The sequence below is a fragment of the Pleomorphomonas oryzae DSM 16300 genome (assembly GCF_000422965.1).
In the GTDB taxonomy this organism is placed as follows: Bacteria; Pseudomonadota; Alphaproteobacteria; order Rhizobiales; family Pleomorphomonadaceae; genus Pleomorphomonas; species Pleomorphomonas oryzae.
The window spans coordinates 147,303-159,684 of sequence record NZ_AUHB01000001.1 but is presented as its reverse complement, the minus strand read 5'-3'; the positions used below and the strand labels follow the sequence as shown (position 1 = coordinate 159,684).

The window sequence follows — 12,382 nt, the reverse complement described above, 5'->3', positions numbered from 1 at the left end:
TGCCCACCAGGATATTGATAGTGGCTAGCACTGCGCCGGACAACATTTATTGCTGAACAAAAACGGGGTCCCGAACGTGCCGGGGCCCCGATGAGAAACTATACCGATCAAAGCGCCTCAATGGCAGCGTGGTCAGCGCGCCTTGGCGTAGAGCTCGGCGACGAACTCCCAGTTGACCAGATTGTCGAAGAAGGCTTCGAGATACTTCTGACGCAGGTTGCGGTAGTCGATGTAGTAGGAATGCTCCCACACGTCGACACCGAGCAGCGGCGCCGCGCCGGCAACCAGCGGGTTCTCGCCATTCGGCGTCTTGGAAATCGTGAGCTTGCCGTCCTTGAGCGCTAGCCAAGCCCAGCCGGAACCGAACTGCGTCATGCCGGCCTGAATGAAATCGGCGCGGAACTTGTCGAGCCCGCCGAGGTCTTCATTGATCTTCTTGAGAAGTTCGCCAGGAATGGCGCCGCCGCCATTCGGCTTCATCCACTGCCAGAAATAGAAGTGGTTGTAATGCTGCGCGACGTTGTTGAAGAGCGCCGGGTTCTTGCCGAAGGAGCCCTTGACAACGTCCTCGACGCTTTTGCCTTCCCACTCGGTACCCTTGATCAGGTTATTGCCGTTGTTGACATAGGCGAGATGATGCTTGTCGTGATGATACTCAAGCGTCTCGCGCGACATGTACGGGCCAAGCGCGTCATAGGCATAGGGAAGGTCGTTGAGCTCGAAAGCCATGGTCGTCTCCTCAAAAAGTGCGTTCTAAAACGGAGCATCTCCGCCCGGCGGTGGTGCGTGCAGAATAGATAGTCACTTTTCCTGATATCGGCAATGAGTCGCGAGTCGATTCATGGCTCCCATGCGCTATTCGGTGAACGAATCGAATTAGTTAGCTCTGCCCATCACCTTTAACGCAAAGGCATATTCGAGAGCCGTTTCCTTCAACTCGTCGAAACGTCCGGATGCACCGCCGTGGCCGGCATCCATGTTGACGTGCATCACCTGCGCGTTGGTGTCGGTCTTGAGTGCCCTGAGGCGGGCCAGCCACTTCGCCGGTTCCCAATAGGTGACGCGCGGATCGGCGAGCCCGGCCAGGACGAACATCGGCGGATAGTCCTGCGTCATCAGGTTTTCATAAGGGCTGTAGGAGGCGATCAACTGGAAGTCGTCGATGCTTTCGAGCGGGTTGCCCCACTCGGGCCATTCCGGCGGGGTGAGCGGCAGCGTGGCATCGAGCATGGTATTGAGTACGTCGACAAAGGGTACAGCGGCCATCACCCCGCCCCAAAGCGACGGCGCCAAATTGGCGACAGCGCCCATCAGCATGCCGCCCGCCGAGCCGCCGTGGGCGACGATGCGGCCCTCCGACGTGAACTTCTGCTCGCAGAGATAGCGGGCGGCGGTGATGAAGTCCTTGAAGGTATTCGGCTTGTTCTGTCGCTTGCCGGCGAGATACCAGCGGTGGCCCTTTTCATTGCCGCCACGGATATGCGCGATGGCGTAGACGAAGCCGCGATCCACCAGCGATAGGATGCGTGTGGAGAACGACGCCGGAATGGCGATGCCATAGGCGCCGTAGCCATAGAGAAGGCAGGGCGCTGAACCATCGAGCGGCGTATCGGCGCGATAGAGCAGGGTGACCGGCACGGTCTCGCCATCGGCCGTGGGCGCCATGACGCGACGGGTCACATAGTCGGAAGGCTCGTGGCCCGAAGGCACTTCCTGCGTCTTCCTCAGGAAGCGTTCGCCGGTCTCCATGTCGTAGTCGTAGACCTGCGCCGGCGTGGTCGGCGAGGAATAGGTGAAGCGGACGACGTTGGTGTCGAACTCATAGGAGCCCGACAATCCCAGCGAATAGGCTTCCTCCGGGAAGGCAATGGCATGCTCGTGGCCGCTCGACAGCTCGCGAATGACGATGCGTGGAAGGCCGCCGACGCGCTCGAGTCTCACCATCCGCCCCCTGAAGACGGACATCGACAGAATGAGGCGGCCCGGTTCGTGAGCGACGACATCGATCCAGTTGTCACGGCCGGGATTCTTGAGCGGCGCGTTGACGATCTTGAAATCCTCGGCGCCATCGGCATTCGTCAGGATATAGACGCGATCGTCGCCGTCGTCCTCGATGGAGTATTCAACCTCGGTCTCCCGCGCCGTGACGAGGCGCAGCGGACTGTCCGGCGCCTCGGCGTCCACCAGGCGAACCTCGGAGGTCTGGTGGTCGTGGGAGTCGATGACGATGAATCGACCGGATTGGGTCTTGTCGACCCCGCAGAAAAAGCCCGGGTCCTCTTCGACGTAAACGACGATGTCCTCGGAGGCCGGCGTACCGATTACGTGCCGAAGCACCTTCTCGGTCCGGTGGTTGTCGTTGATGAACGTATAGAAGAACGAGCGGGAGTCGGCCGCCCAGGCAACGCCACCGGAGGTGTTGGGAATCTCGTCGGGGAGATCGGCGTCGGCATCCAAGTCGCGAACGCGGATCACGTGGAACTCCGAGCCGGTGTCGTCGACGCTGTAGGCGAGCAGCTTATGGTCGGGGCTGTGACTGGCCCCGCCCAAGCTGAAATAGGCCTTGCCGCGGGCAAGCTCGTCGGCATCGAGCAGCAGCTCCTCGGGGCCGCCGTCCCGCAGCGTGCGGACGAGCCTTGGATGCTGGGCGCCGACAAGATACCGGCTGGCGTAGGCATAGGGGCCGTCCGGCAGCGGCACCGAGGAGTCATCCTCGAGGATACGACCGCGCATTTCGGCCACCAGCGCCTCCTGCAGGCCCACGGTGTCGGCCATGAAGGCGTCGCAATAGGCATTCTCGGCTTCGAGATGAGCCCGAATGGCCGGGTCCAGCAGGTCGGGGTCGCGCAGCACGTCCTGCCAATTGTCGGCGCGAAGCCAGGCGTAGTCGTCGACAAGGTCGACGCCGTGGATGGTCGTCACGACGGGCCGCTTCTCAGCGCAAGGGGGCTTCATCTCGGTCATGGACGCTCCGGAAACTGCAAAACGGCTGGAGGGATATCCCCAAAAGTAGCAAGGGGGCAACAGCCAAACACATCGCCGCTCGATCAGGTTCCGATAATATCGAGATCGGCGGTGCCTTGGCGGTCCTCAGTTTCGACGATCCAGCAATCGCTATCGAAGCGCTGTTCGGACTGCAGGCGGGCGTCGATGTCCCCCTCCGGCACAGCGGCGAGCAGCTGTTCGAACACGCGGCCGCCGGCGATCGACGGGTCCACATCGTCGAGATAGATCTGCGGTACTGGGCCGTAAAGATCGGCGGTGCCATCGAGACGAGAGACTTTGACGAAAATGGCGCCAGCTTCTGCCGCGCCTTTGCGAACGACGGCGGTAAAGAAACCGGCGTCGTTACGGCGGCGAACGTAGGCGGAGACAAAAAAGTCGGAGGTGATGCGGGCCATGGCCGTGCTCGAAGGCGGAACCTTCCGTTCAAATCACGGACGGGTGCCGGGGGCAAGGGCTGGCGACAGCAACGGACGGCAAAGCGGAATCCGGCTTTGGGTAATCCGGCGCGACAACAAGGAACTGGATTGTCGCTTTGCAGCCGTCAGGGCGCGCGATGATCTAGAGGCCGCCAACCTTGACAAGCTGAGCGATGAACGCCTGGTCGATCACGCCGGTCTGCGGCAAGTTGTAATAGGCCTGGAACTGCTTGATGGCGTCGCGGGTCTCGGTCGACATCACGCCATTGACGGCCACCGGGCCGAACCCCTGTTGCGACAGCGACCGCTGGATGCGCGCCAAGTTGTTGTCGACCGTCGGGGCGGCTGGGGCGGCGCTGGCCACCGGGGCGGTGGGCGGTGCACTCGCGGCGGGCGCGGGGCGAGCGTTGGTCGGCGCGGTCGAGGCGATGAGGTCGGCGATCCCATCGCTGGAGACCGCCGCCGTGTCCGTATCGCCAGGCGCGGCCTGTACAGGCTGTACGACAGACGCGTTCGGCTTGGGCCGTGGCACCGGCGCCGAAGAGGCTGCTGACGGTAGCGACCCGACCGTCACTGGGTCAGCGGCGACCGGCGTTGCGCCATTGAGGCTGGTCTTGGGGCGTACGGAGCGGATGGCGAGCAGGACGTTGTTCGACGGCGCGCCTGTCGGCGTCAGACGGAACGCTCTCTCGAAAGCGAGAATGGCTTGCGACGTTTGCGGACCGTCAAGACCGTCGACGTCGCCCTTGTAATAGCCGAAGTCCTTCAGGCCCTGCTGAATATCGGAGATCAGGCTGTGATCGGTGGCTCCGACTGTGGAGCCGTCCGTGGTGCGAAGCACCGGCGGCTGGGCGACGACCTGGGCGGCCGGCGCAATTGGGCGAGTGCCGACGAACAGCGGGGCCGGATGGGCACGCGGCTGCAGCATCAGGGCATTGGTCATGATGGCAACGGCGGTGGCCGTTATCATCAGGCCGCCGACCGTGGCCATCGGATTCCCGATGGCTCCCCGGAAGAGGAGGGCGACAAGTCCCGTTTTGGTGTGGGTCTTGCGTCCTGCCATGTATCAGGCCCTCCGCGCCACGCGCTGGATCTGGTCGACATCCAGAACGCGGGAAAGTGGTTCCACGCCATCGCGTGACGGCTGCATCGGCAGGAGAACCGTGACGGTCGTGCCCTTGCCAAGGTCGGAGTCGATCATCACTTGGCCGCCGTGCAGCGCCACCAGACCTTTGACCACCGACAGCCCAAGGCCGGTGCCCGCCTGCTTGCGGTCGTAGCCGGTATCGGCCTGGAAGAAGGGACTGCCGACGCGCTCGAGATCCTTCTCGGCGATGCCGATGCCATTGTCACGCACAGCGATGGCCAGGCGGCGCCCCTGGCGGCGGACCGAGCACACGACAACGCCACCGCGGTTGGAGAATTTCACCGCGTTGGACAGAAGATTGAGGACGATCTGGCGGCAGGCGCGCGGATCGGCAACCAGTTCCGGCAGGTTGGGCTCGATCTCGGAAGCGAGCGTAATCCCGGCTTTCTCGGCCTGCGGCTCCATCATCTGCCGGCAACGATCCACCAGCGGTCCGACGCGAAACGCCTCGGGATTGACGTCAAAGGAACCGCACTCGATCTTCGAGAGATCGAGAATGTCGTTGACCACCTGCAGGAGATGCTCGCCGGACTCCTTGATCAGGCCGGAGTATTCCCGCTGACGATCGAACTCGAACTGGCCGAACAGTTCCTGATTGAGCATATCGGAGAAGCCGATGATGGCGTTGAGAGGCGTCCGGAGCTCATGACTCATGTTGGCGAGGAAACGAGTCTTGGCGAGATTGGCCGCTTCCGAATCGGCGCGCAGGTGCTCGAGCTCGGCCTCGTGCCGCTTGCGCTCGGAAATATCGCGGGTAACGGTCACCACCGCGTCGTCGCCTTGCTCGTCGGCGAGATGGCGCATGTGCGATTCGACCCAGATCCAACCGTCGGTGTCCTGCTCGTCGCCGCAGCGCAGGCGATATTCGACGCGGGCGGCGCCCTGATGCAGCGCCATGGAAATAGCCGACAGGTAGGCGGGACGATCACCAATGTGGACGCGGCGGAACAGACCTTCTGCCACAAGGTCGGTCGGCCGCACCGACAAGAGGCGCATGGCTGCCGGAGAGACGAAGGTGACGTCGCCGGAGGGGTTATGACAGGTCACGAGGTCGCTCATCGCCTCGGCGAGCAGGCGGTAGCGCTGCTCCTGACGGGCGATGGAGAGGGACGTGGCCCGCTCCCGGCGCTCGATGCTGATGGCGACGCCCGACGCATAGCCAAGGGCAACGACACAGGCGAGGAAGTTCATGGTCGTGCTGTCGCCCGCAAAGCTGAATGCGCGCGCGGCATAGCCGGTGGCGGTTAGCGCGGCGGTCAGCAGGAAGCCCGCGCCGGCGATCAGCGCGGCGCCAGTGACGGTCGAACGACGGCCGGACAGTCCTGCCTCGATGGGCGCGATGGCGAACCAGACGACGGCAAACGAGCCGAGGCCTCCGGTGTGAAGTGCGACCCAGACGGCAAGGGTGGTCAGAATACCGGCCGACAGAAGATAGCCTTGCGCCAGGCGCCCCGTGCGGGACACAAACAGCGCGACGAGAATTTCCAGGCCGAGGACGGAGAGAGCGGTCGCGGTGAACCCAGCCGACGACGCATCGACGGCGAGGGCCGGCGGGATGAGTCCGAAAGCGGCGAACCCGCTGATAAGATGCGAGGCGATGAATCCCCGGTGTCTGTTGACCTCGACCGGGTCGTCAACCACCGAGCTGTGAACAAGGTGATCGAACGAGCGCTCCAGCGCGGCTCTGATCTCACGGTTACGCAACACGCATCCCCATCGCAGGCGGATCGGCAACCACCGCGGGAACTACCCCCGAGGTCACCGCCGACATGCTGGCCCTGAATTTCCGAAGTTTTCCCATTGTAGGTAGGTCGGCTTCGGAGACGGGCCATTTGTCTTTTCTGAAACCACGGTGCCACGTGCCCCTTTATGGAATGTTGATAGGAGGCGTGACGCGAGGGGGTGAGACGGCTTCAAAAAGGGATTTGGTCGAAAAGATCGAATTCACGGTTAAGCGGGGGTGAACAGTCCTGCCGGATAACCCGAAACCCGCGATAAACCTCGCGAATTCCTGGCGTTTGGTTGTGGAAAGGACAGATCGATAAAATTGGACTCAAATTTTCGTCGAATTTCTCTGCAATTTGAATGATCGGCCTAATTCGATCCTAAAACGTCCCTGCTAGAACCGGGAACATTGATCGGACAGCGACGGTCTCGGCCGCGAAAGATCCGAACGCTCCTCAAGGGCGATGAATAACAGGGAAGTGCAACATGATGTTTCTCCTGAGGACGGCATTCTGGCTGTCCATCGTCATCTTCCTGATCCCCGTCGACCACGCGGCTGAGCAACAGGCTGAGACCGCCAAGGTGCAACCGATCGGCGCGCTCGAAGCGGCAAGCGCCGCTCAAGCGACCTTGTCCGATATGAGCGGCTTCTGCGGCCGTAATCCCACCGCTTGCGAGATCGGCGGCCGCGTTGCCACCACCTTCCTGTTGAAGGCCCAGACAGGCGCCCGCATGGTCTATGATTTCATCGACCGTTCGCTGGCCGACAAGACAGGTGCCACGGCCGTTGATCACGGCACGCTGACGTCAACCGACCTCTCCCCCGCCTGGCGCGGACCCGGCAAGGCGCCGCAGGGCATCTGATCCGACTCGCTGAGCCCTTCGGCCGCCGCCATAATTTCCCTGCCCGTCGGTTCATATCCGCCGGGAACTCGACCGCCGCGCCCCAGGGTTCGGCGGTCTCTTTCTTTACGGGCATCGGCGGTCTATACCGTGGCGGCGTGACTGACATGGAGACGGACCGTGGCGACAACTCTCGAGGAAATACGGGAAAATTTCTCGCTTCTCGACGATTGGGAAGATCGCTACCGCTACGTCATCGAACTCGGCAAGGAGCTGGAGCCGCTCGCCGAGGGCGACCATAGCGAGGATTACAAGGTGCGCGGTTGTGTCAGTCAGGTCTGGCTCAAGCCGCATCTTTCAGACGATCGGGTCGACCCAGTGTTGACCTTCATCGGCGATTCCGACGCGTTGATCGTCAAGGGGCTGATTGCCGTCCTCCACGCCACCTACTCGGGCAAGCACGTCTCGGATGTGTTATCGATCGATCCCGAGGCCATCTTTAACGAACTGAACCTTCGCGAGCATCTCACGCCGCAGCGTTCCAATGGCCTGCGGTCGATGGTGGAGCGCTTACGCAAGATCGCCCAAGACGCCAAAGGCTGAAGCCGCATAGTCAGCGAGCGACCTCTGCAACCGCCACGCGGGCATCGGTGGCGACTGGCATGCGATCGCGGTAACGCCAAGCCTCAAAAAGAAAGCCCGGCCAAAAGGCCGGGCCTGTCATGATCCGTCGGGACGTGCCGATCAGCGGGTGCGGCGGCGCTGCTGGCCGAGGCCCATCTTCTTGGCGAGATCAGAACGAGCCGCCGCATAGTTGGGGGCGACCATCGGATAATCCGCCGGCAGGCTCCACTTCTCGCGGTACTCTTCCGGCGACATGTTGTAGTGCGTGCGCAGGTGGCGCTTGAGCGACTTGAACTTCTTTCCGTCCTCAAGGCAGATGATGTAGTCGTTGGTCACCGACTTCTTGACGGGGACGGCCGGGCGAACCGGCTCGGCTTCGACTTCCTGAGGAGCGCCGCCCTGCACGCGGTTGAGAGCACCCACAACGTCGAAGATCAGGTTCGGCAGTTCCGAAACCGGTATGGAATTGTTGCCGACATAAGCGGCGACGATATGCGCAGCAAGGTCGATTATCGTCAGGTCGTCTTCCATCTCGCTCATCTTTGTACCTGTCCTGCTTGAATTCGGATATTTCTGTTGCGTCTCGTTAACTTCTCAGCCAGGTGAGAACTTTTTGACCAATTCTACCTGCAAAACCGCAACAAACCCATGATCTGTTGTCGGACATCTCATTACAGCGCTTCAAAAATGAAAACAAGTGGAACTTGGACAAGAGTGAAGCCAATACGATGAAAACCGCGTTCCTACCCAGCGAATGCTAGGAAAGTTTCCACAAGACGCTTGCATCACACGAGAGTTGCCTGTGGCTGGACAGGCTGCTGCCGACGCGAGGCTACAGGAATTACCGCCCAGAGCGCGTGTCCGCTCGAATCGGCACGTTTATCTTGGGTCTGCTTTCGTGGATATGCCGGTACGGCCCGAAAGAAATGAGTCTTGCCCAAGCACCGCGGACTCTCGCGAGAACGACGCGAAATATGCCTCCAGTATAATACTTGAACTGTCAGGCGCGGTCGCGTTTGGTCTGGGGCATCTCGGCTGGTTTGTCGCCGTGGCTGGCTCCGGCCCCGGTCGCACGAACGGGTGTGCCAGCCTGAGTCTGCGGCATGTGCATCGGGGTGCGCTTGGCGGAGGGAAGCGCTCCACGCCAGCGGTCGACCAACAGCAACGCCGAGCGAAGCGACACCATCTCGTAGAGATCGACGAGGCGCTTGACGTCGAAGTAGTTGCGCGTGTCTTCGACGCCGGAGAACAGAATGACGCGGGTCGCGATGCCGGTGTCGACGCCGGCTGCCTTGAGGCAGATCGACAGCGGTTCGCCTCCGGTATCGGCGAGCAATCGCACCAGGAAGGGAGCGTCAAGACCAGTGAGGTCCGACAGGATTCGCGACATCGCCTCCGTGTTCCGCTGCAGACAGGCGCGTGCAAGCGTTGCCACTTTCTCCGGATCGGGCATCGGCACCCGTTGCAATGGCCGGCGCGCCGCGAATTCTCGGAGCGCGGCGATCTCCAATGCCTGGATGACGCGGCGGCGGCCACGACTGTCGAGATCGAGGAAGAGATCGATCAGGTCGGTATCCTGCACATCATCGATGCGAGCCGCGAGAAGGCGGGCCAGCCTCGGATTGCCGCGAGCGTTTTCCACCAGGTGCCGGACGGCGCTGGCGGGAAAAGTGATGCTCAGGTTGCCGGCGAGCGTCGGCAGGCCATCGGCGCGCATGCGTCCGAGCAGCGCCTCCACAACGGCCGGCTGAAGGTTCTTTCGAACGGCGATCATCTCGAGATGGCTGGGTGAAGCGGTGGCCACCAGCGCCAGCAACTGCCCTTCGGATATGCTTTTCGACTTTTCCAGCATGACCGAGGACACGGGGAAGATATCGTGCAGCAAGGCCCGCATGACCGATGCCGGCACTTCATCGTAATCGGCGAGCAGAGTGGCGATATGGATCCGATCCTGGAGCGCCGTCACTTTGAGCAGTTGCGCCGCCAGCTCTTCATACATGGCGACTTCGGAGCGCGTGTGGCCAGGTTCCGACACATAGAGTTCTGTCGCATCCTTGAGAAGCGAACGGGACCGCGCGCCGTCAGTGTCCTTGACGAGGCCGAAAATGCCGCTTGAAAAGGGGGGCGACGCCATTCCAAAGCCATCCCGAACACGAGTGTCTCGCCGGCCGACTCTGGCAAGAACAGTCGGCAGCCGAACGTGATGAGAATGCCGCCCAAATCGTAAACCATTTGTTAACTCTGACGGCCGAATGATGATCTGGCGCGGCAAAAGTACTTGAGCCCGACGATCGTCCAAGTGCGTGATGCGCCGTGAAGCCGTTCCGCCCTGGAGGGCGCCGTGGGTAAGGTGATAGCTTTCGGTCTGCCAATGCTTCGCGCACGTCGAAAACCGACGACCGGTTTTTGCGAGGTGACCGTTCTGCCGACCCGCCCTGGCGATGATCGTGATCCGACGACTTCCACCAAATCGCCCAAAGGCCGGACGGCGCGCAAGTCGGGCGGCGTGCCACGCCCGGCCGGCGTCTGCCGGAAGTAAGGTCGCCGCTGCGATCGACGGGCTTGCGCCAGCCTCGCGAATCCGGAAGACTCTCGTTTGGATCGGCCGGAGAAGCATTGTGGCTGCGCGTTTGGGTGACTGGAGAGCCGGCGGATCGCTGGCTCTGGTGATGATCACGGTTACCGCCTGCGGCCGTCCGACCGGTGACTTTGGGCGAGCCGAACCCTCCTTCCTGCACGATACGATACTGCCGGCGGCCGGTAATCTGGTGGCGCCGGTGGCGCGCAAGGAACCGGTTTCCGGCTTTCCATTGACTGACGACGAGATCGAGTTGCGCAACCGCGCCTGGGCTTTCGTGCGCGCGCCGCATGTTCGCGATTGGTGGCTCGATACGCTGGTCGAAGGCGAGCGAACGCGCATCCTGCCGATCCTGAAGGGCGGCGACAGCATGTCGCCCGAGATCGTCGCCATGTTCCCTCAGATAGCTCTGCCGCTGATCGCCCCGGCCTATGATCGCAGCCGCTATCACGGCTATCTTCTGTCGGATGGCCGCGTCTCCACGGAAACGTTGTGGGCTCGCGTCATCGATGACGCCGGCGCCGATACGGCCCTGATCCCGCCCTTCTGTGCTGTCGCCGCACGCGTGCGGCGGGACGACATCGAACGGCTTGGCGCGCTGAGGCGTCAACGCCTCGTCGAGGCGGGACTCCACGAGGGCGCCGAGGCGAGGGTGTGGGAGAATGAGGAGACCATTGCCTGGGTCTGGCAGGCGTTGGGCTATCGGGCATCCTCCTATCGCTATGCCATCAATCATTTCGAGGTGGAGGCGCCATCCGGTCAGCTGTCCGCGGCCAATCGGGCCTACGATACGCTGGTATCCTCGAAATGCTTTGGCGCTCCGTCGATCCGCACCGCGATGCCACGCGGACCGGAGCGCCATTCCCGGTTGATGAATCCACCCGACCCATTCGACGAGCCAGTACCGCAGAAATAGGTCAATCGGAGAGTGCCGGCCGGCATTCCAGCCGTCCGACGGCTTCCTGGGCGCGCCCTAGATCATCAATGTCGCCGGCAAATAGACGGACCAGCAGGAAGCCGGTGTCGACGGGCAACGACATGGTTTCGATGGAATCGATACCCGCCGACTGGCGCGCCGCATCGAGAGCGGCCGTGCGACCGACGAGAAGGTCGATATCGCTTCCGCGCAGATCTTCCCGAGACAGGGTCGACAAAATCCGCCCGTCGTCCGCCATCGCCGCGATCGACCAATAGGTTGCAGGCATCGAACCGGTGAGGCGCACCGGTCCGGTGTCGTCGTCGAAGCGGCAGACGGCATTGAGGAAGGCCGGATCCAGGTCGGCGGCGGTATTGCTGTCGTCGACGCGTGCAAGCTTGCCATCCGTTTCGCTGAAATCGATACCGGTGAAGGCAAGATTGCGTGAATGGCTGGGTGCGAGGAGAACCGCGCCGATGTGGGTGAGCCCCGCGATACACAACATCGCGGCGAACCAGCGAAGGCCGGTGTCGATCATGACGCCCCCCCTTCATCGCAGCCCAGCAGAGTGACCGCCGGCAGCTGATCGGCGCTTGGCGCACGGGTGGCAAGGGTGGGCGAATAGAGACGCAACGTCAGCCGCAGGCTGGATAGGCCGACGGTCGAGACGAAGTCGCCGGGCCGAACATCGCGCCCAATCGAGATGCGAACTTGCCGCGTCGGTCCGAAGGTCATGGCATCGAACGCCGTGAAGCCGAAACGGCGGGCCGGATTGTGAGGAAGGTGGCCGCTGCGATCGGAGACCGTCAATGTCCAGAGCACCCCCTGGGGCATCGGGCCGGCGATCTCATAGGCGCAGGCCGCGTTGAGCGGCTTATTGTCGGCGGTGGTTTCGGTGAGGAGCTCGATGCCCTCGCTCGGTCCCAGACCGCCGCCACGCCTGACGGCTCGCGCCGCCTCATAAGGGTTGGATTTGGCGCCGCCATTTTGCGTCGACCATTGTCCGACCGTGCGCGCCCCTTCGAAACGAAGGTTACCCACTGCCCACCAAGCCGAAGTGAGGCCGAGAAAGACGCCGGCGAGTATGACGAGGATGAAGCGGAGCGTAGCGAGCACAGGTGCGACCG

At 62.5% G+C, this 12,382-nt stretch carries 12 protein-coding genes; 3 read left to right on the top strand and 9 right to left on the bottom strand.

Annotation, left to right across the window (positions count from 1 at the left end; genetic code table 11):
- Positions 1 to 132: 132 nt before the first annotated feature.
- The 5 genes from G522_RS0100770 to G522_RS24940 all read right to left on the bottom strand — a co-directional run bounded on the left by G522_RS0100770 (position 133) and on the right by G522_RS24940 (position 6,273).
- Positions 133 to 729 carry a superoxide dismutase gene (locus G522_RS0100770; protein WP_026789418.1) on the bottom strand — a complete coding sequence of 199 codons (597 nt, stop codon included), beginning with the start codon at positions 727 to 729 and terminating at the stop codon, positions 133 to 135.
- A gap of 147 nt (positions 730 to 876) precedes the next feature.
- Positions 877 to 2,964, bottom strand: a complete 2,088-nt coding sequence (locus tag G522_RS0100765) for a S9 family peptidase (RefSeq protein ID WP_026789417.1) — start codon at positions 2,962 to 2,964, stop codon at positions 877 to 879.
- A gap of 83 nt (positions 2,965 to 3,047) precedes the next feature.
- Complete coding sequence (locus tag G522_RS0100760; protein ID WP_026789416.1) at positions 3,048 to 3,401, bottom strand: DUF1491 family protein; 354 nt, start codon at positions 3,399 to 3,401, stop codon at positions 3,048 to 3,050.
- Positions 3,402 to 3,564: 163 nt separating this feature from the next.
- Positions 3,565 to 4,485, bottom strand: coding sequence for a peptidoglycan-binding domain-containing protein (locus G522_RS0100755; protein WP_026789415.1), 921 nt, complete (start codon positions 4,483 to 4,485; stop codon positions 3,565 to 3,567).
- Between the two features lie 3 nt (positions 4,486 to 4,488).
- Positions 4,489 to 6,273 (bottom strand): sensor histidine kinase, encoded by a 1,785-nt coding sequence (locus G522_RS24940; RefSeq protein ID WP_051227974.1) that lies wholly within the window; start codon positions 6,271 to 6,273, stop codon positions 4,489 to 4,491.
- Positions 6,274 to 6,780: 507 nt separating this feature from the next.
- Between G522_RS24940 and G522_RS0100745 the strand changes: the two genes are divergently transcribed.
- Complete coding sequence (locus G522_RS0100745; protein ID WP_026789414.1) at positions 6,781 to 7,158, top strand: DUF5330 domain-containing protein; 378 nt, start codon at positions 6,781 to 6,783, stop codon at positions 7,156 to 7,158.
- 159 nt (positions 7,159 to 7,317) lie between these two features.
- Positions 7,318 to 7,740 carry a SufE family protein gene (locus G522_RS0100740; protein ID WP_026789413.1) on the top strand — a complete coding sequence of 141 codons (423 nt, stop codon included), beginning with the start codon at positions 7,318 to 7,320 and terminating at the stop codon, positions 7,738 to 7,740.
- A 141-nt stretch (positions 7,741 to 7,881) separates the two neighbouring features.
- Here the strand turns inward: G522_RS0100740 and G522_RS0100735 are convergent, their stop codons facing one another.
- The gene (locus tag G522_RS0100735; protein WP_026789412.1) at positions 7,882 to 8,301 is read right to left on the bottom strand and encodes a Ros/MucR family transcriptional regulator; all 420 of its coding nucleotides are present in this window, start codon (positions 8,299 to 8,301) and stop codon (positions 7,882 to 7,884) included.
- A 460-nt stretch (positions 8,302 to 8,761) separates the two neighbouring features.
- The gene (locus G522_RS30240) at positions 8,762 to 9,895 is read right to left on the bottom strand and encodes a DUF2336 domain-containing protein (protein WP_026789411.1); all 1,134 of its coding nucleotides are present in this window, start codon (positions 9,893 to 9,895) and stop codon (positions 8,762 to 8,764) included.
- A gap of 484 nt (positions 9,896 to 10,379) precedes the next feature.
- Here G522_RS30240 and G522_RS30235 point away from each other — a divergent pair, with 484 nt between their 5' ends.
- Positions 10,380 to 11,255 (top strand): hypothetical protein, encoded by an 876-nt coding sequence (locus G522_RS30235; protein WP_169453444.1) that lies wholly within the window; start codon positions 10,380 to 10,382, stop codon positions 11,253 to 11,255.
- A gap of 1 nt (position 11,256) precedes the next feature.
- On the opposite strand, the gene G522_RS0100715 is transcribed toward G522_RS30235, so the two are convergent.
- On the bottom strand, positions 11,257 to 11,793 hold the full coding sequence (locus tag G522_RS0100715; RefSeq protein WP_026789409.1) for a hypothetical protein: 537 nt from the start codon (positions 11,791 to 11,793) through the stop codon (positions 11,257 to 11,259).
- Complete coding sequence (locus tag G522_RS0100710; RefSeq protein WP_026789408.1) at positions 11,790 to 12,371, bottom strand: DUF1214 domain-containing protein; 582 nt, start codon at positions 12,369 to 12,371, stop codon at positions 11,790 to 11,792. The genes G522_RS0100715 and G522_RS0100710 overlap by 4 nt, the downstream gene beginning before the upstream one ends.
- Positions 12,372 to 12,382: the final 11 nt, after the last annotated feature.